This is a genomic window from Micromonospora sp. NPDC001898 (assembly GCF_042891255.1).
Classification (GTDB): Bacteria; Actinomycetota; Actinomycetes; order Mycobacteriales; family Micromonosporaceae; genus Micromonospora.
Map to the genome: position 1 here is coordinate 346,924 of NZ_JBIATC010000001.1, position 21,346 is coordinate 368,269.

Here is a 21,346-nt window from a genome sequence, read left to right on the forward strand (position 1 = left end):
TCGTTGTAGCCGATCCGCGCCACCTCGGCAGCCCCGGGGGCCCGGCGTCGGCGTACGGTGCCCGCCTCCCGGCGCGGGGACAGGCCCGGGCGTTACCCTCGGCGCATGCTCCGTTCCGTCATCCTTGCCGCCTCCCGGTCATCCCAGGTCGAGCGGCTCGTCGCGACGGCCCCGTTCACCCGGGACGTCGTCCGCCGTTTCGTCGCCGGCTCCGGCACCGACGACGCGTTACGCGCAACCCGCGAACTCGTCGCGGACGGCCTCACGGTCACCCTCGACAACCTCGGGGAGGACACCGTCACCCCCGAGCAGGCCACCGCCACCCGGGACGAGTACCTGAGGCTGCTGAGGCTGCTCTCCGGCGCCGGGCTCACCCCCGCCGCCGAGGTCAGCGTGAAGCTCTCGGCGCTCGGCCAGATGTTCGACGAGCAGCTCGCGTACGACAACGCGCGGGCGATCTGCGCGGCGGCGGACGAGGCGGGCACCACGGTCACCCTCGACATGGAGGACCACACCACCACCGACTCGACCCTGGACGTGCTGGCCAGGCTGCGCAAGAGCTTCCCGTCGACCGGCGCGGTGCTCCAGGCGTACCTGCGGCGGACCGAGTCGGACTGCCGGGAGCTGGCGTCGGCCGGGTCCCGGGTGCGGCTCTGCAAGGGGGCGTACAAGGAGCCGGAGTCGGTGGCGTACCAGTCCGCCCGCGAGGTGGACAAGTCGTACGTGCGGTGCATGAACATCCTGATGTCCGGTGACGGGTACCCGATGCTGGCCACCCACGACCCGCGCCTGATCGCCATCGGCGAGGACCGGGCCCGCTGGTTCGACCGGGGGTCCGACCGCTTCGAGTTCCAGATGCTCTACGGCATCCGGCCGGAGGAGCAGGCCCGGCTGGTCGGCGAGGGTTACCGGGTCCGCACCTACCTGCCGTACGGCACCGACTGGTACGGCTACCTGATGCGCCGGCTCGCCGAGCGCCCCGCCAACCTGGCCTTCTTCGGCCGGGCCCTCGTCTCGAAGAAGTAGGCGGGCCCGGACGGCCGTGGCGGCGTTCGCCCGAACGGCCCGAAGGTCGTAACCTTCGGCGGGTGACCGATGGGCTGGACAGGTGGGACGAACCGCGGCGACGCAAGCCGTGGCCGCTCCTGGTCGCCTTCGGCGTGGTCCTCCTGCTGCTCACCTGCGGCCTCCCGGCCGTGCTGCTGGTCGGCGTCCTGCACGAGGCCGCCGGCCGGTCCGTGGTCGGCAAGCTCGGGCCCGCCGACGCGGGTGACCCCGCCACCCTGGCGGCCGGTCAGCTCGGCGAGCGGATCGCCGCCCAGCTCGACCGCCAGGCCACCGCCCTGCTCGGCGGTGACCTGGCCGGGTTCCTCGCCGTCGCCGAGCCGGCCGCCCGCCCCGCCCTCGCCCGCCGGTACGGCGCCCTGCGGGCGCTGCGGGTCACCGTCTGGCGGCCCGAGCAGACCGGCCTGCCGACCCTGGTCCCCGGCCGGCCCGACGAGTGGCGGATCATGGTCCGCTTCCAGTACTGCATCGTGGTGCCCGGCTGCCGGCCGAGCCCCGTGCTGATCAACACCCGGTGGCGCGACGCCGCCGGGGCGCCCCTGCTGGTCGCCATGGAGGAGTCCCGGTCCGTCGAGACCGGCACCCGGCCGTGGGAGGTCAGCGAGCTGGTGGTCGCGGTCGGTCCGCGTACCGTCGTGGCCACCACCCCGGCGCTGCGTGGGAAGCTGCCCGGCCTGCTCCGCCAGGCCGAGGCGGCGGCCCGGGTCGCCGACGGGTACGCGGTCGGGGGCGCGCCGCCCGACCGGTACCGGGTCTTCTACGCCGGCCGCGCCGAGTGGCTGAGCTGGTACGGCGGCGGCCGGGCGACGTGGACCGGCGGGTACGCGGTCACCGTCGGCGGTGGCCACTACGAGGTGGTGCTCAACGCCGACGGACTTTCCGCCACCGGCGCTGACGACCTGCTCCGGCACGAGCTGACCCACGCCGCGTCCCTGCCCGAGCGCGGCTACCCGGGCACGTCCATCTGGTGGATGGTGGAGGGGATCGCCGAGTACGCGGGCAGCGGCGCAACGCCGGTCGGCCGGTACGAGGGGCTGGCCGAGGTGCGCAAGATGCTCGCCCCGGGCGGCGGCTGGAACGGCCGGCTGGACGACCTGGCCCCGGCTGACGACGCCCCCGCCCTGCGGGTCGGCGGCAGCTACGGCGTCGGCTACCTCGCCGTGCGGCACCTCGTCGACCGGTTCGGCGAGCAGCGGTTCCTGGAGTTCTTCAGGGCGGTGGTGCACGACCGGCGGACGCCGGAGAAGGCCTCCGTGCAGGCGTTCGGCGAGCTCTGGGCGGGGCTGCACGACGAGTGCGTCAACTACGCCCGTTCGGCGGCCGGCTGACCCCCGCCGGGCGGGCCACCGGCCGACAGCAGTCTCTCCGCCAGCGCGCGACAGCGCCTCCCGAGCTCCGGGGGGTCGAGCACCGTGAAGTCGTGCCCCAGCAGGAGCATGTGCATGAGCACGAAGTCGAGGCTGCCGGCGCCACTGAGCACCTCGCAGAGCTCGCTCCCGCGCCCTCGTACGACGGCCGCCGACGCCGGAATCTGCGCGCGCACCGTGTCGGCCGACGCGTACACGAGGAAGCGCGCCTGGTGCGGGTAGGCCCGGCTCGCCACACCCTCCTGCACGTACGTCGCCGCATCGGGCACGGCGCGCGGACGGAAGCGCCAGGTCCGTGCCGACACCTCGACCATCCGGTCGACGCGGAAGCTGCGCCAGTCGTCCCGGTCGAGGTCGTAGGCGAGGAGGTACCAGCGTCGGTCGGAGGCGACCAGGCGGTAGGGCTCGACCCGACGCCGCGCCTCGCCCCGGGACGGGTAGTCGAAGCCGGCCTCGACCCCGTCGCGGCAGGCTCTGGCCAACGTCATGAGCACCTCGGGGTCGACCGGCGGGTGGCCGCCGCCGAAGGACTCCACCGAGCCGGAGAGCGCACGCACCTCGTGCCGCAGCCGGCTGGGCAGCACCCGGTCGAGCTTGGTCAGCGCCCGGAGTGCGGCGTCGCCGGCGCCGGCGACCCCGCCACCCGCGCCGGCGAGCAGCGAGACCGCGGTGGCGATCGCCTCCTCGTCGTCGAGAAGCAGCGGCGGGAGGTCCTGTCCCGGGCCGAGCTGGTAGCCGCCGCCGACACCCTGGCTGGCATGCACCGGATAGCCGAGCCTGCGTAGCCGCTCGACATCACGCCGTACCGTGCGCGGAGTGACCCCGAGCCGGTCGGCGAGCTCGGGGCCGGTCCAGACCTGGCGCTGCTGCAACAGCCCGAGCAGGGTGAGCACCCGCTCCGTCGTGCCCCGCTCGTCACCGCGCGCCACTCCCATGTCGCCCACCCTGTCAGGAATAGCGGACCGAATCCGTCCGCCAGGGGTGTCAGGGTGGCTCCATGGACGCGAACGCACTCGATTGGAACCGGACGCTGCGCGAGCAGTGGGAGTTCCACTGGAACCATCAGCTCCGAGCCCGGCTCGCCGGCCTCACCGACGACGAGTACTTCTGGTCGCCGGTGCCGGATGCCTGGAGCGTGCGCCCGCGCGGCAGCTCGACCGCGCCCGTGCAGGGCGGCGCCGGGGACTTCACTATCGACTACGCCTTTCCCGCGCCGGTCCCGGCGGCCGTCACCACGATCGCCTGGCGGCTCGGCCACGTCATCGTCGGCGTGCTCGCCACCCGCAACGCCGCGCACTTCGGCGCGCCGGCGGCGTCGTACGAGACCTGGGAGTACGCCGGCAGCGCGGCCACCGCGCTCGACCAGCTCGAGGCCCAGCTCGACGTGTGGCTGGCCGGGGTGCGCGACCTCGGCGAGGCCGGGCTCCGGGTGCCCGTCGGCGCGAAGGAGCCCTTCCCCGAGTTGCCCATGGCCGATTTGGTGCTGCACATCCATCGCGAGCTGATCCACCACCTGTCCGAGGTCTGCCTGCTGCGCGACCTCTACCCGCATTCGCAACCCGCTACGAACGGAGCAGCCCGATGAGCCGCGAGTTCCAGGTCACCTTCGACGCACACGACGCGCGGGCGCTGTCGTTCTTCTGGCGTGAGGTCCTGGGCTACGTCCATCCCGGCCCGCCCGGGGTCGACCTGCCCGAGGACGCCGACCCGATGGCCGCGTGGGACGACTTCCTCGCGCGGATCGGCGTGCCGCAGGAGCAGCGCAACACGAGTTCGGCGATCGAGGATCCGGACGGGCGCGGCCCACGGCTCTTCTTCCAGCAGGTGCCGGAGGACAAGGTCGCCAAGAACCGCGTCCACCTCGACGTCCGGGCGGCTCCCGGCCTGCGGGGGGAGGAGCGGATGGCGGCGCTGGAGGCCGAGTGCGACCGGCTCGCCGCGCTGGGAGCGACGCGGGTACGTCGCTACGAGCCCGATCCCCCGATGGGCGCCGGTTTCATCGTGATGACCGACCCGGAGGGCAACGAGTTCTGCCTGGACTGATGGCAGCTCAGCCGTGATCGCGGGACCCGCGGCCAGTCCTGCGGCCGAGATGTGGCCCGGCGGTGGCGAGGTGCCCCAGCCCCCATGATCGACCGCTGTCGGGGCCGCCGGGTGGGCCTGAGACACTAGGCGCGCTCCCAGCGCGGAGCCCTGGTACGCGTCCGGAAGCGGGCCAGGGCACCCGTCCGGTGGCTCCGGTGGCGCCGCCGGAGCCACCGGACGCCTTCCGCGCTCGCAGGCGGCCGTAGGTGCAGGCGGCCGCAGCACCGTGTCACTGACATCGCGGTCTCCGGGGGCGGGGATGCCCCCTTCTTCTGACGATCGAGTCGATCATGGGCGGGCGGGACAGCGGGTTCGTCCGGGCGGAAAATGCCAGGTGGCCGGCCGGGAAACGACCATCCGGCATGATCAGTTGTGGGAAGGGATCGCGCCGGTCACAGCCGTCCCGCTACCGTACTGGTAACACGCGCGTAGCCCGTCCTGGCGGGAGCATCCCGTCCGGCGGCACGCGCCGGGCATGGGATGGGTCGGTGAGCCATGGCCGGGTCACAGTCCGACGGTCGGCTGTCGGAGGTCAAGTTCCTCACCGTCGCCGAGGTGGCGACGGTGATGCGGGTGTCCAAGATGACGGTCTACCGTCTCGTGCACAGCGGTGAACTGACCGCCGTGCGGGTTGGCCGGTCGTTCCGGGTGCCCGAGCACGCGGTGCACGAGTACCTGCGGGGCGCCTTCCAGGAGACCGCCTGATCCGTCCGTTTGATCCGTTCCCGGCCACCCGGCCGGATGCGACGTAACGGGCATCGACGGGGGCGCGTTGGTCCTGCTGACGCTCTACGGTTACCCTGGACCGGATCGTGACCTGACACCGGTGCGCCCCACCGCCCGCCAGTCGGTCCGGTCCGTTGTCCGCAAGCGGTCGTCGACGCCACTGCGTGGTGTTATCCGGTCCGCCCCGCACGTTGCAATCGAAAGGCTGTCGTCGTATGGGCTCGGTGGTCAAGAAGCGCCGCAAGCGCATGGCTAAGAAGAAGCACCGCAAGCTGCTGCGCAAGACCCGCGTCCAGCGTCGCCGTCTCGGCAAGTGACCCGGGCCGGGCCCTGGCCCGGCACCGACGTCGCTTGCCAACTGTCGACCCTCGGAGGCTCAGGTGATCAGGCCGCGGTTGCCCCGGCTCGATCTTCCCTGCCGAGGTAGGTGCACGACATGACCCCCGGTGGCACCCCAGGTGCCCCGGGGGTGGTCGTCGTCACCGGGACCGGTCGCTACCTCGGTGCCCACGTGGCGGCTCGCCTCGCCGCCGACCCCCGGATCGAGCGGGTGATCGGCGTCGACCCGGCCGATCCGAACCCGGAGCTGGCCGGCCTGCTCGGTGGCGTCGAGCTGATCCGGATCGACCTCGACTCCCTCGGCAGCCTCCTCGCCGACCTCGACGTCGACGCCGTCGTGCACCTGGCCCTCGCCACGGCCCCCGACCAGCAGCAGGGCGGGCGGTCGGCGATGAAGGAGCAGAACGTTATCGGCACCATGCAGCTCCTCGCCGCCTGCCAGCGGGCGCCCCGGCTGCGCAAGCTCGTCGTTCGCTCGTCGACCGCCGCCTACGGGGCATCGTTCCGCGACCCGGCGGTCTTCACCGAGGAGACCGAGCCGCGCGAGGTGCCGCGCGGCGGCTTCGGCCGCGACATCCTCGACATCGAGGGGTACGTCCGCGGCTTCCGCCGCCGCCGTCCCGACGTCACCGCCACCGTGCTGCGGTTCGCGCCGTTCATCGGCTCCACCGCCGACACCACGCTGACCCGGTACTTCTCCCAGCCGTTCGTGCCCACGGTGTTCGGGCGGGACCCCCGGCTGCAGTTCGTGCACTTCGACGACGCGCTGGAGGTACTGCACCGGTCGGTCGCCGAGGACCACCCGGGGACGTACAACGTGGCAGGGCCGGGCGTGCTCGCCCTGTCCCAGGCGATCCGGCGGGCCGGCCGGGTGGGCGTCCCGGTGCTCGAACCGGGCCTGTCCGGGGCCGCCGCGATGGCCCGCAACCTCGGCTTCGGCGGGTACGGCCTGGACCAGGTCGACCTCTTCGTGCACGGCCGGGTGGTCGACACCTCCGCGCTGAAGCGCGAGTACGGTTTCACGCCCCGGTCAACCGTCGCCGCGTTCGACGACTTCATCCGCGCCCACCAGGGCGGGGTGGTGGTCACCCGGGAGTACCTCGCCGCCGCCGAACGGGCCGTCCTCGACGGCATCCGCCAGGTGCGCGCGGCCGTACGGGAGCAGCCGTGAGCCGGCCGGACGAGCAGGGCGGGCGTGCCGGGGCCAACGGCCGGTACGACATACCACTGAACGTGGCCGGCGAGAACGGGGATCCGGCGCGGCGCAACGGCCGTCACCCTGCCCCGGACGCCGCCCCTGCCCCTGCCCCGGACTCCGCACCTGCCCCGGACGCCGGCCCGGTCTCGGACGCTGCCCCGATCCCGGACGCCGACCGGTCCTCCTCGGACGCCGTCCCGACGGGTGAGCCGGCGGCTTCCGGGCCGGAGGAGCCGGCGGTCCCGGACGGGCCCGGCGACGTGTGGGACCGGCGGGTCGCGTCCGGGCTGGCGTTCCTGCGGCGCCGGTTCTCCGGCGACTACCCGGTGGACGAGTTCGGCTTCGACCCGGACCTGACCGAGTCGGTCTTCCACCCGCTGCTGCGGATGCTCTACCGGGACTGGTTCCGCACCGAGGTCACCGGCCTGGAGCACGTCCCGGCGGCCGGGGCCGGCCTGGTGGTCGGCAACCACTCCGGCACGGTGGCGCTGGACGCGCTGATTCTCTCGGCAGCCCTGCACGACCAGCACCCGGCCCACCGCTACCTGCGGCTACTCGGGGCCGATCTGGTCTTCCGGATGCCGGTGCTCTCCGCGGTCGCCCGCAAGACCGGCGGGACGGTCGCCTGCAACCCGGACGCCGAGCGGCTGCTCGGCTCCGGCGAGCTGGTGGGCGTCTTCCCCGAGGGGTTCAAGGGCGTCGGCAAGCTCTACTCCGACCGGTACAAGCTGCAACGCTTCGGCCGGGGCGGGTTCGTCTCGGCGGCGCTGCGCACCGGCACCCCGATCGTGCCGGTGGCCATCGTGGGCGGCGAGGAGATCTACCCGATGCTCGCCGACATCAAGCCCCTCGCGCGGCTGCTCAAGCTGCCGTACTTCCCGGTCACGCCGACGTTCCCGTGGCTCGGCCCGCTGGGGATGGTGCCGCTGCCGAGCAAGTGGCTGATCGAGTTCTGCCCGCCGATCCCGACCGCCCACCTCACCGACTCCGCCGACGACCCGCTGGTCGTGTTCAACCTCGCCGACCAGGTGCGGGAGACCATCCAGCAGACCCTGCACAGCCTGCTGGAGCGCCGCCCCGACCCCTTCGGCCCCTGACCCGCCCGGTTCGGGGTGGGTCAGTGGGCGTGGCGGCGGCGGTGCAGGGCCAGGCCGGCGCTCACTGCGCCAGCCAGCACCCCGGCCGCTGCCGTCGACGGCAGGGCGATCCTGGCCGCCCGCCGGCCGGTGCGGAAGTCCCGTACCTCCCAGCCCTGCTGCCGGGCCTGCCGCAGCAGGGCGCCGTCCGGGTTGATCGCCACCGCCCGGCCGACCGTGGAGAGCATCGGCAGGTCGTTGGCGGAGTCGCTGTAGGCGGAGCAGCGGGACAGGTCCAGCCCTTCGACCTCGGCGAGTTGGGCCACCGCCTCGGCCTTGGCCGGGCCGTGCATCAGGTCGCCGACCAGCCGGCCGGTGTACGCGCCGTCGACCACCTCGGCAACCGTGCCGATCGCCCCCGTCAGGCCCAGCCGGGCCGCGATCACCCGGCCGATCTCGACGGGCGCGGCGCTGACCAGCCAGACCCGCTCGCCGGAGTCGAGGTGCCGCTGCGCGAGCCGGCGGGTGCCGGCCCAGATCCGGGGGGCCATCAGCTCGTCGAAGATCTCCTCGGCGAGCCGTTCCACGTCGTCCACCCGCCAGCCCTCGATGAAGGCCAGCGCGGCCTCCTTGGCCTGCGACATGTCCCCGGCGTGCTCGGTGGCGAGCACCCGGAACCGAAGCTGCCGCCAGGCGAACCGGGCCAGGTCGCCGGTGGTGAAGTACTTCCGGGCGGCGAGCCCGCGGGCGAACCAGTAGATCGACGCGCCCCGCATCATCGTGTTGTCCACGTCGAAGAACGCGGCGGCACCCGGGTCGGGGGCAATCGGGGTGGCCGGCGCGGCCTCGGTCTCCGCCCAGCCGGCCGTGTGACCGCGGCGGTCGGTGCTGACCGTCACCTTGCGGGTACGGGCCACGCGACCTCCCTCGCTCGACGACCACGACCAGTGCCTCCCGCGAGAGTAACCGGGCCGGGCGGCCCTCCGGCCCGGCGAGCGGGAACTGTGGCGCACAATGCCCGTCCGCTGGTGAGAGGCCCTGTCGGCACCCCATGGCGGGCTGGGCCGGGGCCGCCGCGCGGCGGAGCGGTGGGTGGGTGGCTCAGCGGTCGCCGGGACAGGCCGCGGGGGTCGGGCCGAGCGCGTCGCTGCCGGCCGGGGCGGGCAGCTCGCAGTCGATGGCCGCGCGCAGGGCGTCGGAGCGCTTCCGGATCGCGTCGAGCAGGGCGAGCGACCGGCGGACCCGGTCCCGCTCCGCCCGGCTGGCCCCGTCGAGCAGGTCGCCGACCGCCCGGCGCTGCCCGGCGACGAAGGTGTTCACCGCGTCCAGGCCGGCCGGGTCGGTGCGCTGGGCGGCGGCGCTGGTCAGCAGCCGTACGCCCTGGCGGCTGTCCGAGTCCATGTCGTCGAGGACAGCCTCGAACCCGAGCCGGTCCCCGCGCAGCGCGGCGGCCTCGTCGAGTCGGGTGCGGGCGAAGTCGAGGAAGAGCTGGCCCCGGCTGAGGTTCGAGCTGGCCAGCGCGAGCTGGGCCCGTTCCGTGGAGCGCTTCATGCCGTACAGGGCGTCGCCGGGCACCGCGTTCTCGCTGGCGGCGGAAATGCCGGAGACGGCGATGGCGCCGGCGGCCACCCCGACCAGGATGGCGCCCCGGGCGCGGGCCCGGCGGGCGGTCACGGCGGGCAGGAACGAGCCGCGCTGCCCGGCGCCGACCGCGCCCCGGTGGCCGGCCGGCCCCGCCTCGGTCGACCCGGTCGCCGTGGCACCGACACCCTCCCGCTCGGCAGTGGCGACGAGCATCGCCCGCAGCCCGGTGCGGAAGCCGGTGTCGATCTCGACGGTCGGGGGATCGGCGCTGAGCTGCCGGCTGACCGCGACGAGCGCGGCGAGCTGGTCGTCGGCCCGGGACCTGACGTGGTGACGTCGGCCGCCGTTGGCTTCGTCGAGAAGCTGCGCGAAGCGCTCGGCGCGCCGGCGGGAGAAGAGGTTACTGTCCACCGCAGGCACCTCCTCTCGCTGGTCACGGCCGGTCGGCCGCTGTCCTCACCAGCGACCGGCGGCAGCGCGCGCCGACGAACGAAAGGCCGTGGTCGGCCGCGCTGTCCGGACCGTGGGGCCCGGGGATGCCGGGGCAACCACCGGTCGCACCCGGAGAAACGCTCCGCGCCGTGCACGGGTTACGGGGCCGGCGGGAGCGAAGCCACGAAGAGTGATGGTCGTCACGCCGCGGTGGGCGTCGATCCATCGCCCAGGGGACGGGTGAGCAGGGCAGCCTTCGCTGCCGCGGGTGTCGACCGGGAAGCCCCGCGTGCCGTGGCGACCGGGTCGGTGCCGACCGGGGAACCGGGTCGGGGCTCGTCGCGGCGGTCGGATCAGGGCTGGAAGCCGTCCGGCAGGAGCCGGGCCAGGGCCCGGACCGCCCGATACTGCAACGCCTTGATCGCGCCCTCGTTCTTGCCCATCGTCCGGGCGGTTTCCGCGACCGAGAATCCCTGGAGGAACCGCAGCACGATGCACTCCTGCTGCTCCGGGTTGAGCTGCTTCACGGCGGTGAGCAGCGCGACGTTGGTGATGTGCTCGACGACGGCAGCCTCCGGGCTGCCCTCCGGCCCGCGGTCCTCCCGGTCGGCGTCCAGCACGTCGCCGGTGGTGACCTCCAGCCGGTACCGCCCGGACTTGAAGTGGTCGGCGACCAGGTTCCGGGCGATGGTGACCAGCCACGCGCCGAGGTCCCGGCCCTGCCAGGTGAAGCTGCCGATCCGCTTGAGGGCGCGCAGGAACGTGTCGGAGGTGAGGTCCTCGGCGAGCTGTCGGTTGCCCACCCGGAAGTAGACGAAGCGGAAGACCGTGTCCACGTACCGGTCGTAGATCAGCCCGAACGCCTCGGACTCGCCGGCCTGGGCGCGCTCGATCAGCTTCCAGACCTCCGTGGCCGGGTCGGACGGGTCGGGCCGGCTCGGGTAGCCGGTCGAGGTGCCGCCAGGCCCGGCCGGTGGCCCGGCGGGCACCGCCGGCAGCACCGCGGTCTCGGTCGCCGCCGGGTCGGTCGCCGGTGGCGTGTCGCCGGTGCGCCGGCCCTGGGCCGGCATCATCGGCCTGGCCGGCGAGGCGACCCGTCCGCCATTGCCCCCGGGTGCGGCCGGGCGAGGTGGGGCCTCGTTGTGGTGCGAGCGGTTGGGCAGGCGTCTGGACGCCCCGTCGCCGCGCACAGGTTGGCTGCACATGTCGTCCGAGCCGCGCGGCGCGCCCAGCCGTTCGTTGAGGGCGGCGCGGGCCGTCCCGGCCAGGCCGCCCAGTCGCTCTGCGTAGCCGAAACTGGTCACCGTGCCTCCCCGGTCCGGTACCACGCCGGCCGCCGGGCCGCCGCCGCGCGGGCGGGGCCATGGCGGTCGGGCAGAGTCCTTCCGGGACCTGCCGACGGGCGGCAGGTCCCATTGAGGTGCTGGTCCAATGCGCTCACAGGCACGGGGGCCTCCTCGGGCTGAGGGGTGTCGACTCACGGCAAATGGGGTGAGCCGACCCGAGTGATGATAGGGCCAACGTCACCCGCGCGTGGCAAGTCCGTTACACAGAGCGGAAGTATTTCCCGACCCGTCGCACCGATGGCGGACCGGTTGTCCGTCGCGTGTGGTTGACTTTCGCCGGGGGAGCTGGTCCGCAATGGAACCCCAGGTCACCGGGCTGATGCCAGCCCTCCGGCGGGCCGCCGGACGGCGGGCGACCGGGCCGGCGCGACGATGCCGGCGGGGCCCCGGACGCGGCGTCGGGCCCGGCTCGGGCCGGGCCGCTGAGCCGAGGCTGCGCCAGACTCTGCCACCGTGCAGGACGTGGCCGACGACTCCGCGCCGAACCTCGTCGACCGACTCCGCCGGGCGGCGGTCGACCACGGCTGCCGTCCCGCGTCGCGCCGGCGGGACACCACCCTGACATGGTCGCAACTGGACGCCCCGGTGACCGTGGTCGCGCACGCCCCGGCCGCACCCGGCCGCCCGACCGTCCCGGCACCTCGCTCACCCTCCGTGCTGGCCGGCGACCCACCGCACGCCGACGGCCGGCGGGCCACCGGCGACGTCGCGTACGTCGACGCCGACCTGCACCTGGTCGACCGGCTCGGCGAGCTGATCACCGTCACCGGCTTCAACGTCCACCCGCGCGAGGCGGAGGCGGTGCTTGCCGCGCATCCGGGGGTGGCCGAGTCGGCGGTACCGGGTGTGCCGCACCCGCGGACCGGGGAGACTGTCCGGACGTACGTGGTGCCGGCGCCGGGGCACCCGGTGACCGGGGAGGAACTGCTCGCCCACCGCGCCACGTAACCTGGCCCGGTTCAAGCGCCCGACCGCCGTCGAGTTCGTCGACGCGCTGCCGTACTCGGCGATCGGCAGGGTGCGCAAGACCCCGCTCAGGCCGACACCGTCCCCGGCGGCGCCGGCCGACATCCGCACGGAGGTTCCCGATGTCCAGTGACGCCCGACTCGCCCTGATCACCCGCCCCGGCTGCCACCTCTGCGAGGACGCCAAGGTGGCGCTCGACCGGGTGGTGGCGGTCACCGGGGACCGGTGGATCGAGCGGGACGTGACCGGCGACGTGGAGCTGGAGCGCGAGTACGGCGACCGGCTGCCGGTGGTGCTGCTCGACGGCAAGGAGCACGGCTACTGGCGGGTGGAGGAGGAACGGCTGCTGCGGGACCTGACCACCCCGCAGCTCTGAGGCCCGCCCCGCCGGTCTCCGCCCCGCCCTTCCCCGCGCGTCGGTGCGGTCCTATCGTGCTGGGATGACCCCTGCGCGCCCCCATCTCGTGTGGGACTGGAACGGCACCCTGCTCAACGACCTCGATCTGGTGGTGGCGGCCACCAACGCCGTCTTCGCCAGCGTGGGCGGCCCGACGGTCAGCACGGACGAGCACCGGGTGCGGTTCCGCCGCCCGATCGCCGACTACTACGCCGAGGTGCTCGGCCGGGCCGTCGACGACGCGGCGTTCGGCGAGCTGGACCGGATCTTCCACGACGCGTACCGCAGTGGGCTGACCACCTGCGTGCTTGCCGACGACGCGGCGGTGGCGATGGCTGCCTGGCCGGGCGGCCAGTCGCTGCTGTCGATGTGGTTCCACGACGAGCTGGTGCCGGCGGTGCACACCCACGGGCTGACCGACCGGTTCGCCCGGGTGGACGGGCTGCGCGCCACGGTCGGCGGGGACCGCAAGGCCGAGTCGCTGGAGCGGCACCTGACCGAGCTGGGGGTCAACGGCCGCGACGTGGTGCTGATCGGGGACTCGATCGACGACGCCGATGCCGCCGAATCGGTCGGCGGCCGGGCCGTGCTCTACACGGGCGGGTTCACCGACCAGGCCCGGCTGCGCGCGTCCGGGCACCCGGTGGCCGACACCCTCACCGAGGCGGTCACCCTCGCCGCCACCCTCCGGTGACCGGGGCCGGTCAGGTGCGCAGGTAGGTCAGCACGGCCAGGACGCGGCGGTGCTGGGTGGTGTCCGGGGGCAGGTCCAGCTTGGTGAAGATGTTGCGGACGTGCTTCTCCACCGCCCCGTCGGTGACCACCAGTGCGCGGGCGATGGCCGTGTTGGAGTGCCCCTCGGCCATCAGGGAGAGCACCTCGCGCTCGCGGGGGGTCAGTTCGCGCAGCGGGTCGTCGCGCCGACGGCGGACCAGCAGCTGGCCCACCACCTCCGGGTCGAGCACGGTGCCGCCCGCGGCCACCCGGGCCAGCGCGTCCATGAACTCGTCGATGTCGGCCACCCGGTCCTTGAGCAGGTAACCCACCCCGCCGCCGCCGGACCCGCCGGTGGTGGCGAGCAGGTCGTCGGCGTACGACACCTCGACGTACTGGGAGAGCACCAGGACCGGCGTACGCGGGACCAGCCGGCGGGCCTCCACGGCGGCGCGCAGCCCCTCGTCGGTGTGCGACGGCGGCATCCGCACGTCGACGATCGACACGTCCGGACGGTGGGTCACCACCGCCTCGACCAGCGCGTCGCCGTCGCCGACGGCAGCCACCACCTCGTGCCCCTGTTCGGTGAGCAGCCGCACCAGCCCCTCCCGGAGCAGCACGGCGTCATCCGCGATGACCACCCGCATGATGCTGATGTCTACCACGTCCGAGCAGGGAGCCGGGCCGTCGACGCTCACAGTGGCAGTTCCGCGCGGACCTCCGTCGGGCCGCCGGCCGGGCTGACCACGTCCAGCCGGCCACCGGCCGCCCGCACCCGGTCGGCGATCCCGGCCAGGCCGTGCCCCTTGGCCAGGTGCGCCCCGCCGTGGCCGTCGTCGGTCACGCCGACGGCCAGCCGGCGCTCGTGCCGGGTCACCGCGACCGCGCACTCCGTCGCCCCGCTGTGCTTGGCGACGTTGGTGAGCGCCTCGGCGACCACGAAGTAGGCGGTGCTCTCCACGGCCGGGTCGAGCCGTCCGCCCGGGACCTCCAGCTGAGGGTCGATCCGCAGCTCGACCGGGACCAGCCCGCGGCCGGCCAGGGCCGCCAGGGCGCTGGGCAGCCCGCGGTCGACCAGGATCGGCGGGGCGATGCCCCGGGACAGGGCGCGCAGTTCGGCGAGGGTGTCGCGGGTCTGGGTGACCGCCTCGTCCAGGGTCCGGCCGGCCGCCTCCGGGTCGGTGGCGAGCTGCTGGCGGGCCCGGCTCAGGTCCATCGCCAGCCGGACGAGGCGCTGCTGCGGGCCGTCGTGGATGTCCCGCTCCAGCCGGCGCAGCGCGGCGGCCTCGGCGGAGACGGCGGCCCGCTTCTGCTCCTCCAGCACGGTGATCCGGTTGCGCATCTCGGCCACCCCGGTGAGCAGGGCGCGGGCGAAGCCGGCCTGGAGCCGCGCGCACCCCCGGACCACCATCGGCAGGGTGATCAGGAAGAACACCCCGATCGCGGTGTTCAGCCCGATCCGGGCGGCGGGGGAGTCGCCCAGGCCGAGGAGCTCGTTGAGGCCCTGGTTGTCGGGGCTCTGCGGCAGCGCCCAGTCGTACGCCCAGTAGAGGCAGCCGAGCAGGGTCCCGGCCCACCAGACGACGGTCACCACGAAGGTGAGGAGGGACACGATCAGCTTGAGGATGCCGTGGGCCAGGTCGAGCCAGGACTGGGCGTCCCGGATCGGCATGAAGATCCGCCGCCAGGCGCCCGCCCCGGGTTCGGGCTGCCGGTAGTCCGGCCGGATCCGGGCCTGGCCGAGCACGGCGGTCAACCGCAGCCGCTCGATGTCGGCCAGCCCACGGGCGGCGTACAGGGTGCCGGCGAGGACCGGCAGGCCGATTACGGTCACCACCAGTCCCAGGCCGAGCGCCAGCCCCACCAGCAACACCACGAAGCTGGCCAGCGCCAGGGGCAGGCCGAGCAGCACGTAGTTGGAATCGTGCAGGAGTTGGCGGGGGACGCTGGGCGAGGTGGTGGGTGGGTCGGCGACGGTAGCGGCGGTCATGGTTCGAGGCTAGGCAGCCGGACCGTTCGGCCCCATCCCGCCGCCCGGCCTCTCCCCTGTAGGGGCAGCCCTACCAGGTGCCGCCTGGCCAGCGCGCGATTGGTGAGGGAAGTCGGGATTGAGCAATAATCGGCTGGGCGGTGCGGGGCCGCCGGATCGATCTTGTGGAACGGAGGGGCAGGTGGAGGCGGGTCGGGGGTCTTCAAGATCGCGATTTGTGCGTCTGTTCACAAGCGCCTACTCTGTAGTTCCGACGCGTCCTGCTAGCACAGCCGGCAATCTCGGTCGTCAGCGGGAGTCCCGATACGGCCGGCCTCTTGAGCTGACCGAGGATCGCACCGCACGGAGTCTCATGAGTCAGCAGCACCGTCACCCTGGCGCGCCCGGCCGCGCCGGTGCCGTACCGGCGCTTCCGGACCTGCCCGAGGCGACCGTCGCGCGGCTTCCCGAGTACCTTCGCGCCCTGCACAACCTCGCCGAGTCCGGCCACGAGACCGTCTCCAGCGAGGGCCTGGCCGCCGCGGTCGGGGTCAACTCCGCCAAGCTCCGCAAGGACCTGTCCCACCTCGGCTCGTACGGCACCCGGGGGGTCGGCTACGACGTCGCCCTGCTGGTCGACCAGATCGAGTTCGTGCTCGGGCTCACCCAGCGGCGGGCCGTCGCCCTGGTCGGGGTGGGTAATCTCGGTCACGCCCTGGCCGGCTACGCCGGGTTCGCCAGCCGCGGATTCCGGATCGCCGCGCTGCTCGACGCGGACGCGTCCCGAGTCGGCGAGGAGATCAACGGGATGGTCGTACGGCACGTCGACGAGCTGCCCGCCGTCGTCGCCGAGGAGTCCATCGCGATCGGCGTGATCGCCACCCCGGTGCCCGCCGCCCAGGCGGTCGCCGACCAGCTCGTGGCCGTCGGCGTGACGAGCATCCTCAACTTCGCGCCGTGCGTACTCTCGGTGCCGGAGGGGGTCGACGTGCGTAAGGTCGACCTCGCCATCGAGCTCCAGATCCTGTCCTTCCACGAGCACCGCAAGGCGTCCCTGACCGCGCTGCCCGCCACCGGCGGCTCCGCCCTCACCGCCCTGCCCGGCGGGCTCGCGGCCACTGATCCCCAGGAGGCGATCGGCACGTGAAACTGCTTGTCGTCGGCGCGTCCTACCGCACCGCTCCCGTCGCCACCCTGGAACAGCTGGCCGTCGCCCCCGCCGATCTCACCCGCACCCTGGACCGCCTGGTCGCCCAGTCGTACGTGAGCGAGGCGGTGCTGGTCTCCACCTGCAACCGGGTGGAGGTCTACGCCGCCGTGTCCGGCTTCCATGGCGGGCTCGGCAACATCTGCGCCGTTCTCGCCGAGCAGGCCGGCGCTCCGGCCAGCAGCCTGGCCAGTCACCTCTACGTGCACTACGACGCCGTCGCCGTGGACCACGTCTTCCGGGTCGCCGCCGGGCTGGACTCGATGGTGGTCGGCGAGGCGCAGATCCTCGGCCAGCTCCGTGACGCGTACCACTGGGCGACCGGCGCGGACTCGGCCGGCCGCCTGCTGCACGAGCTGATGCAGCAGGCGCTGCGGGTGGGTAAGCGGGCGCACGCCGAGACCGGGATCGACCGGGCCGGCCAGAGCGTGGTGAGCGCCGCGCTCGGCCTGGCCGCCACGCAGCTCGACGGCGAACTGGCCGGGCGCCCGGCACTGGTGGTCGGGGCCGGTGCGATGGGCGCGTTGGGCGTTGCGAGCCTGTCCCGGCTCGGCGCGGGCCCGCTCACCGTGACCAACAGGGGGGCCGACCGGGCCATGCGGCTGGCCGAGTCGTACGGGGCCAGCGCGATACCCATGGCCGAGCTGACCGACGTGCTTTCCACAGTGGACATCGTAGTGGCCGCTACGGCGGCGACCGAACCGGTCCTCACCCGCGACGTGGTCAGCCGGGCGCTCGCCGACCGCGACCCCGACCGGGGGGCACTCGTGCTGCTCGACCTCGCCGTCCCGCGCGACGTGGAGGACGGCGTGGCCGCACTGCCCGGCGTCGAGGTGATCGACATCGACCGGATGGCGGCGATCCTGGCCGACGGGCCGGCTGTCGCCGACGCCGCGGCCGTCGACCGGATCGTGGCGGGTGAGGTCGAGTCCTTCCTCACCTGGCTGCGCGGCGCCGACGTCGCCCCGACCGTGGCCGCGCTGCGCAGCCGGGCCGAGGACGTGGTGACCGTCGAGCTGCGCCGGCTGGGCCAGCGCCGCCCCGAACTCAGCGCCGACCAGCGCGCCGAGGTGGCCCGGACGGTGCACCGGGTGGTGCAGCGGCTGCTGCACCAGCCCACGGTGAAGGTCCGTCAGCTCGCCGCCGAGCCCGGCGGCGACCAGTACGCCGCGCTGCTGCGCGAGCTGTTCGACCTCCAGGTCCCGCAGACCTCCCCGGTCGACACCGTCCCCGACGTGGTCGACACCGACCCCACCCCATACCCCGGAGGCGAGAGATGACCGCCCCCCTGCGCCTCGGCACCCGGGGCAGCGCGCTGGCGATGGCCCAGTCCGGCCACGTCGCGGCCGCGCTCACCGAAGCGACCGGCCGGAAGGTGGAGCTGGTCGAGGTGATCACCGCCGGTGACCGCTCGGTCGCCCCCGTGCACCGGCTCGGCGTCGGCGTGTTCGTCTCCGCGCTGCGCGACGCCCTGGCCGCCCGGACCATCGACTTCGCGGTGCACTCCTACAAGGACCTGCCCACCGCGGCGGCCCCCGGGCTGCACATCGCGGCGGTGCCGGCCCGGCAGGACCCGCGCGACGCGCTGGTCGCCACAGGCGGGCGCACCCTCGCCGAGCTGCCGCCCGGCGCGGTGATCGGCACCGGCGCGCTGCGCCGCATCGCCCAGTTGCACGCGCTCGGGCTCCAGTTTGAGGTCACCCCGATCCGTGGCAACGTGGACAGCCGCCTGGCGCGGGTCCTCGGCCCGGATGCCGACCTCGACGCGGTCGTCCTCGCCCGGGCGGGTCTGACCCGGCTCGACCGGGCCGGCGTGATCACCGAGACGCTCGACCCGATGCTCATGCTGCCCGCGCCCGCCCAGGGCGCGCTGGCCGTGGAGTGCCGGGTCGACGACCCGGACCTGGTCGAGCTGCTCGCTGCGCTCGACCACGCACCGTCCCGCGCCGCGGTCACCGCGGAACGGGCGTTGCTGGCCACCCTGGAGGCCGGGTGCAGCGCACCCGTGGCCGCCTATGCGGAACTCGCCGAAGGTGACGTCGGCGAGGAGATATACCTGCGCGGGGCGGTGATCAGCCCGGACGGTTCCAGAGACCTTCGGCTGTCCCGCACCGGAACGCCCGCCGACGCGGCGGAGATCGGCAAGGCACTCGCCGCTGAACTCCTCGACCTCGGCGCCGACTCGATCCTCGGCCTAGACGGACACGCCGGCCCGGGGACCCAGCAATTTGGGAGCACAGAATGACCCGCACCCGTAAGCCCGTCGGTCGCATCGCGTTCGTCGGGGCCGGTCCCGGCGACCCGGGCCTGCTGACCCGCCGGGCGCACGACGCCCTGGTGGACGCCGATCAGGTGGTGTACGACCGGGGAGTCCCCGAGTCGCTGCTCGACGCCGTCCGCGCCCAGGCCCGGTCCGACGCCCAGTTCACCCCGGCGGAGGGCGTGCCGGGAGACGTGGCGAAGGTGCTGATCTCGGCCGCCCGCTCCGGCCAGAACGCGGTGCACCTGGTCGCCGGTGACCCGTTCGGCCACGACTCGGTGGTCAAGGAGGTGCAGGCGGTCGCGCGTACCGCCGCGCACTTCGAGGTGGTCCCGGGCGTCGGCCAGGCCGAGGGCGTCGCCACGTACGCGGGCGTGCCGTTGCCGGGCGTCCGCACCGCCGCCGACGTCGAGGACGTCACCACGCTGGACTTCGACGCGCTGGCCGCGGCCGTGGGCCGGGGCTCGCTCGCGCTCGCCGTGGACGCCGGCGACCTGGCTGCGGTCCGCGACGGCCTGCTCGCCGCCGGGATCGACGGCACCACCGGCGTCGGGGTGACCGGCGACGGCACCGGGGACACCCAGTACACGACCACGTCGACCGTCGACTCGTTCGTGGCGGCGGCGCTCGGCTTCACCGGCCGGGTGGTGCTCACCGTCGGCGAGGGCGTCGGCCAGCGGGACAAGTTGAGCTGGTGGGAGAACCGGCCGCTGTACGGCTGGAAGGTGCTCGTCCCCCGGACCAAGGAGCAGGCCGGCGCGATGAGTGCCCGGCTGCGCGCGTACGGGGCGATCCCGTGCGAGGTGCCGACCATCGCGGTCGAGCCGCCGCGTACCCCCGCCCAGATGGAGCGGGCGGTCAAGGGCCTGGTCGACGGCCGGTACGCCTGGGTGATCTTCACCTCGGTGAACGCCGTCCGGGCGGTCTGGGAGAAGTTCGCCGAGCACGGGCTGGACGCCCGGCACTTCGGCGGGGTCAAGATCGCCTGCATCGGCGAGGCCACCGCCGACGCGGTCCGCGCGTTCGGCATCCAGCCGGAGCTGGTCCCCGCCGGGGAGCAGTCCTCCGAGGGGCTGCTGGCCGAGTTCTCGCCCCACGACGAGATCCTCGACCCGGTGGGCCGGGTGCTGCTGCCGCGCGCCGACATCGCCACCGAGACGCTCGCCGCCGGGCTCACCGAGCGCGGCTGGGAGGTCGACGACGTGACCGCGTACCGGACGGTCCGGGCCGCCCCGCCGCCCGCCGAGATCCGGGACGCGATCAAGTCGGGCGGGTTCGACGCCGTGCTGTTCACCTCGTCCTCCACCGTCCGGAACCTGGTCGGCATCGCCGGGAAGCCGCACGCGCGTACCGTTGTTGCCGTCATCGGGCCCAAGACGGCGGAGACCGCGACGGAGTTCGGCCTGCGGGTCGACGTCCAGCCACCGCACGCCTCGGTGCCCGACCTGGTGGAGGCGCTCGCCGCCTACGCCGTCGAGCTGCGCGAGAAGCTCGCCGCCATGCCGGCCAAGCAGCGTCGCGGCTCGAAGGTGCAGGGGCCGACCGCCCTGAGGTTCCGCTAGTCGCTAGGGAGGCCCCCCATGCCGTACCCCGAGATCCGGCCCCGCCGGCTGCGCCGCACCGCAGCCGTGCGGCGGCTGGTCTCCGAGACCCGCGTCGACCCGGCCGAGCTGGTCGTGCCGATGTTCGTCAAGGAGGGGCTGACCGAGCCGCGGCAGATCGCGTCGATGCCGGGGGTGCTCCAGCACTCCCGGGACTCGCTGCGCAAGGCGGCGGCTGAGGCGGTCCAGGCCGGCGTGGGCGGGATCATGCTGTTCGGGGTGCCGGCGTCGCGTGACGAGCGCGGCTCGGGCGGCGTCGATCCGGCGGGCATCCTCAACGTCGCCATCCGGGACGTGGTCGCCGAGGTGGGTGACGCGACCGTGGTGATGAGCGATCTGTGCCTGGACGAGTTCACCTCGCACGGGCACTGCGGGCTGCTCACCGGAGACGGCGTGGTGGACAACGACGCGACCCTCTCCGCGTACGCCGAGATGGCGGTGGCCCAGGCCGACGCCGGGGTCGGCATGGTCGGGGCGTCCGGGATGATGGACGGCCAGGTCGGTGTGGTCCGCCGGGCCCTGGACGCCGCCGGGCACACCGACGTCGCCGTGCTCGCGTACGCGGCGAAGTACGCCTCCGCGTTCTACGGCCCGTTCCGGGACGCCGTGGAGTCGGCCCTCGACGGCGACCGACGCACCTACCAGCAGGACCCGGCGAACCTGCGGGAGTCCCTGCGCGAGGTCGCGCTGGACGTCGCCGAGGGCGCGGACCTGGTGATGGTCAAGCCGGCCCTGCCCTACCTCGACGTGGTGGCGGCGGTCCGGGCCGCCGTGGACGTCCCGGTCGCGGCCTACCAGGTCTCCGGCGAGTACGCGATGGTCGAGGCCGCCGCCGCGAACGGCTGGATCGATCGGGAGCGGGTGATGCTGGAGACGCTCACCTCGATCCGCCGGGCCGGCGCCCAGATCATCCTCACCTACTGGGCGGTCGAGGCCGCCACCCTGCTCGACCGACGTTACTGAGCCGCGCCGCGCCGGCCGGCGAGGGCGACGCGGCGGCATCGTGCGCGTGC

The 21,346-nt window shown here is 74.0% G+C and carries 22 protein-coding genes; 16 read left to right on the forward strand and 6 right to left on the reverse strand.

The window, feature by feature from the left end; genetic code table 11:
• Positions 1–105: 105 nt before the first annotated feature.
• The gene (locus tag ACFYZF_RS01700; protein ID WP_387014726.1) at positions 106–1,026 is read left to right on the forward strand and encodes a proline dehydrogenase family protein; all 921 of its coding nucleotides are present in this window, start codon (positions 106–108) and stop codon (positions 1,024–1,026) included.
• A gap of 62 nt (positions 1,027–1,088) precedes the next feature.
• Complete coding sequence (locus tag ACFYZF_RS01705; RefSeq protein ID WP_387014731.1) at positions 1,089–2,393, forward strand: hypothetical protein; 1,305 nt, start codon at positions 1,089–1,091, stop codon at positions 2,391–2,393.
• On the opposite strand, the gene ACFYZF_RS01710 is transcribed toward ACFYZF_RS01705, so the two are convergent.
• Positions 2,369–3,367, reverse strand: a complete 999-nt coding sequence (locus ACFYZF_RS01710; RefSeq protein WP_387014733.1) for a helix-turn-helix transcriptional regulator — start codon at positions 3,365–3,367, stop codon at positions 2,369–2,371. The two genes, ACFYZF_RS01705 and ACFYZF_RS01710, sit on opposite strands and share 25 nt — an antisense overlap.
• A 62-nt stretch (positions 3,368–3,429) precedes the next feature.
• Here ACFYZF_RS01710 and ACFYZF_RS01715 point away from each other — a divergent pair, with 62 nt between their 5' ends.
• From ACFYZF_RS01715 to ACFYZF_RS01740, 6 genes are all read left to right on the forward strand, one after another.
• Positions 3,430–4,017, forward strand: a complete 588-nt coding sequence (locus ACFYZF_RS01715) for a DinB family protein (protein ID WP_387014736.1) — start codon at positions 3,430–3,432, stop codon at positions 4,015–4,017.
• Entirely contained in the window at positions 4,014–4,475 is a 462-nt protein-coding gene (locus ACFYZF_RS01720; RefSeq protein ID WP_387014738.1) for a VOC family protein, read from the forward strand. The genes ACFYZF_RS01715 and ACFYZF_RS01720 overlap by 4 nt, the downstream gene beginning before the upstream one ends.
• 537 nt (positions 4,476–5,012) lie before the next feature.
• Entirely contained in the window at positions 5,013–5,222 is a 210-nt protein-coding gene (locus ACFYZF_RS01725) for a helix-turn-helix domain-containing protein (RefSeq protein ID WP_007465625.1), read from the forward strand.
• A gap of 236 nt (positions 5,223–5,458) precedes the next feature.
• Positions 5,459–5,560, forward strand: a complete 102-nt coding sequence (locus ACFYZF_RS01730; RefSeq protein WP_007465623.1) for a 30S ribosomal protein bS22 — start codon at positions 5,459–5,461, stop codon at positions 5,558–5,560.
• Positions 5,561–5,679: 119 nt separating this feature from the next.
• Positions 5,680–6,753, forward strand: a complete 1,074-nt coding sequence (locus ACFYZF_RS01735; protein WP_387014740.1) for an NAD-dependent epimerase/dehydratase family protein — start codon at positions 5,680–5,682, stop codon at positions 6,751–6,753.
• Positions 6,754–7,040: 287 nt separating this feature from the next.
• Positions 7,041–7,877: a lysophospholipid acyltransferase family protein gene (locus ACFYZF_RS01740; RefSeq protein ID WP_387016009.1), complete on the forward strand. Its 837-nt coding sequence runs from the start codon at positions 7,041–7,043 to the stop codon at positions 7,875–7,877.
• Between the two features lie 20 nt (positions 7,878–7,897).
• Here the strand turns inward: ACFYZF_RS01740 and ACFYZF_RS01745 are convergent, their stop codons facing one another.
• The 3 genes from ACFYZF_RS01745 to ACFYZF_RS01755 all read right to left on the reverse strand — a co-directional run bounded on the left by ACFYZF_RS01745 (position 7,898) and on the right by ACFYZF_RS01755 (position 11,176).
• The gene (locus ACFYZF_RS01745) at positions 7,898–8,773 is read right to left on the reverse strand and encodes an HAD family hydrolase (RefSeq protein WP_387014743.1); all 876 of its coding nucleotides are present in this window, start codon (positions 8,771–8,773) and stop codon (positions 7,898–7,900) included.
• A 184-nt stretch (positions 8,774–8,957) separates the two neighbouring features.
• Positions 8,958–9,851, reverse strand: coding sequence for a DUF5667 domain-containing protein (locus tag ACFYZF_RS01750; protein WP_387014746.1), 894 nt, complete (start codon positions 9,849–9,851; stop codon positions 8,958–8,960).
• A 374-nt stretch (positions 9,852–10,225) separates the two neighbouring features.
• Entirely contained in the window at positions 10,226–11,176 is a 951-nt protein-coding gene (locus ACFYZF_RS01755) for an ECF subfamily RNA polymerase sigma factor, BldN family (RefSeq protein ID WP_387014748.1), read from the reverse strand.
• A 495-nt stretch (positions 11,177–11,671) separates the two neighbouring features.
• Here ACFYZF_RS01755 and ACFYZF_RS01760 point away from each other — a divergent pair, with 495 nt between their 5' ends.
• The 3 genes from ACFYZF_RS01760 (at position 11,672) to ACFYZF_RS01770 (ending at position 13,276) form a co-directional block, all read left to right on the forward strand.
• Positions 11,672–12,166: a hypothetical protein gene (locus tag ACFYZF_RS01760; protein WP_387014751.1), complete on the forward strand. Its 495-nt coding sequence runs from the start codon at positions 11,672–11,674 to the stop codon at positions 12,164–12,166.
• 140 nt (positions 12,167–12,306) lie between these two features.
• Positions 12,307–12,561 carry a glutaredoxin family protein gene (locus ACFYZF_RS01765; RefSeq protein WP_350887738.1) on the forward strand — a complete coding sequence of 85 codons (255 nt, stop codon included), beginning with the start codon at positions 12,307–12,309 and terminating at the stop codon, positions 12,559–12,561.
• A gap of 64 nt (positions 12,562–12,625) precedes the next feature.
• Positions 12,626–13,276: an HAD family hydrolase gene (locus ACFYZF_RS01770; RefSeq protein WP_387014755.1), complete on the forward strand. Its 651-nt coding sequence runs from the start codon at positions 12,626–12,628 to the stop codon at positions 13,274–13,276.
• A 10-nt stretch (positions 13,277–13,286) separates the two neighbouring features.
• On the opposite strand, the gene ACFYZF_RS01775 is transcribed toward ACFYZF_RS01770, so the two are convergent.
• Both ACFYZF_RS01775 and ACFYZF_RS01780 read right to left on the reverse strand, forming a co-directional pair.
• Positions 13,287–13,943, reverse strand: coding sequence for a response regulator (locus ACFYZF_RS01775; RefSeq protein ID WP_387016010.1), 657 nt, complete (start codon positions 13,941–13,943; stop codon positions 13,287–13,289).
• 47 nt (positions 13,944–13,990) lie between these two features.
• A complete protein-coding gene (locus ACFYZF_RS01780) occupies positions 13,991–15,286 on the reverse strand; it encodes a sensor histidine kinase (RefSeq protein WP_387014758.1) in 1,296 nt (431 codons plus the stop codon).
• A 352-nt stretch (positions 15,287–15,638) separates the two neighbouring features.
• Here ACFYZF_RS01780 and ACFYZF_RS01785 point away from each other — a divergent pair, with 352 nt between their 5' ends.
• From ACFYZF_RS01785 to hemB, 5 genes are read left to right on the forward strand one after another with little or no spacing between them, the layout of a single operon-like run.
• On the forward strand, positions 15,639–16,412 hold the full coding sequence (locus ACFYZF_RS01785; RefSeq protein WP_350887746.1) for a redox-sensing transcriptional repressor Rex: 774 nt from the start codon (positions 15,639–15,641) through the stop codon (positions 16,410–16,412).
• The gene (locus ACFYZF_RS01790) at positions 16,409–17,752 is read left to right on the forward strand and encodes a glutamyl-tRNA reductase (protein WP_387014760.1); all 1,344 of its coding nucleotides are present in this window, start codon (positions 16,409–16,411) and stop codon (positions 17,750–17,752) included. The genes ACFYZF_RS01785 and ACFYZF_RS01790 overlap by 4 nt, the downstream gene beginning before the upstream one ends.
• On the forward strand, positions 17,749–18,717 hold the full coding sequence (gene hemC / locus ACFYZF_RS01795; RefSeq protein ID WP_387014763.1) for a hydroxymethylbilane synthase: 969 nt from the start codon (positions 17,749–17,751) through the stop codon (positions 18,715–18,717). The genes ACFYZF_RS01790 and hemC overlap by 4 nt, the downstream gene beginning before the upstream one ends.
• Entirely contained in the window at positions 18,714–20,294 is a 1,581-nt protein-coding gene (locus tag ACFYZF_RS01800; RefSeq protein ID WP_161686108.1) for a uroporphyrinogen-III synthase, read from the forward strand. The genes hemC and ACFYZF_RS01800 overlap by 4 nt, the downstream gene beginning before the upstream one ends.
• A gap of 18 nt (positions 20,295–20,312) precedes the next feature.
• Complete coding sequence (gene hemB, locus ACFYZF_RS01805; protein ID WP_387014767.1) at positions 20,313–21,296, forward strand: porphobilinogen synthase; 984 nt, start codon at positions 20,313–20,315, stop codon at positions 21,294–21,296.
• Positions 21,297–21,346 lie beyond the last annotated feature (50 nt).

What these genes read in the sequence shown, in the direction of transcription:
- ACFYZF_RS01700 (WP_387014726.1), top strand. Translation starts at nt 106, where the DNA reads ATGCTCCGTTCCGTCATCCTTGCCGCCTCCCGGTCATCCCAGGTCGAG.
- ACFYZF_RS01710 (WP_387014733.1), bottom strand. Translation starts at nt 3,367, where the DNA reads ATGGGAGTGGCGCGCGGTGACGAGCGGGGCACGACGGAGCGGGTGCTC.
- ACFYZF_RS01715 (WP_387014736.1), top strand. Translation starts at nt 3,430, where the DNA reads ATGGACGCGAACGCACTCGATTGGAACCGGACGCTGCGCGAGCAGTGG.
- ACFYZF_RS01720 (WP_387014738.1), top strand. Translation starts at nt 4,014, where the DNA reads ATGAGCCGCGAGTTCCAGGTCACCTTCGACGCACACGACGCGCGGGCG.
- ACFYZF_RS01725 (WP_007465625.1), top strand. Translation starts at nt 5,013, where the DNA reads ATGGCCGGGTCACAGTCCGACGGTCGGCTGTCGGAGGTCAAGTTCCTC.
- ACFYZF_RS01730 (WP_007465623.1), top strand. Translation starts at nt 5,459, where the DNA reads ATGGGCTCGGTGGTCAAGAAGCGCCGCAAGCGCATGGCTAAGAAGAAG.
- ACFYZF_RS01735 (WP_387014740.1), top strand. Translation starts at nt 5,680, where the DNA reads ATGACCCCCGGTGGCACCCCAGGTGCCCCGGGGGTGGTCGTCGTCACC.
- ACFYZF_RS01765 (WP_350887738.1), top strand. Translation starts at nt 12,307, where the DNA reads ATGTCCAGTGACGCCCGACTCGCCCTGATCACCCGCCCCGGCTGCCAC.
- ACFYZF_RS01770 (WP_387014755.1), top strand. Translation starts at nt 12,626, where the DNA reads ATGACCCCTGCGCGCCCCCATCTCGTGTGGGACTGGAACGGCACCCTG.
- ACFYZF_RS01775 (WP_387016010.1), bottom strand. Translation starts at nt 13,943, where the DNA reads ATGCGGGTGGTCATCGCGGATGACGCCGTGCTGCTCCGGGAGGGGCTG.
- ACFYZF_RS01780 (WP_387014758.1), bottom strand. Translation starts at nt 15,286, where the DNA reads ATGACCGCCGCTACCGTCGCCGACCCACCCACCACCTCGCCCAGCGTC.
- ACFYZF_RS01785 (WP_350887746.1), top strand. Translation starts at nt 15,639, where the DNA reads ATGAGTCAGCAGCACCGTCACCCTGGCGCGCCCGGCCGCGCCGGTGCC.
- hemC (WP_387014763.1), top strand. Translation starts at nt 17,749, where the DNA reads ATGACCGCCCCCCTGCGCCTCGGCACCCGGGGCAGCGCGCTGGCGATG.
- ACFYZF_RS01800 (WP_161686108.1), top strand. Translation starts at nt 18,714, where the DNA reads ATGACCCGCACCCGTAAGCCCGTCGGTCGCATCGCGTTCGTCGGGGCC.
- hemB (WP_387014767.1), top strand. Translation starts at nt 20,313, where the DNA reads ATGCCGTACCCCGAGATCCGGCCCCGCCGGCTGCGCCGCACCGCAGCC.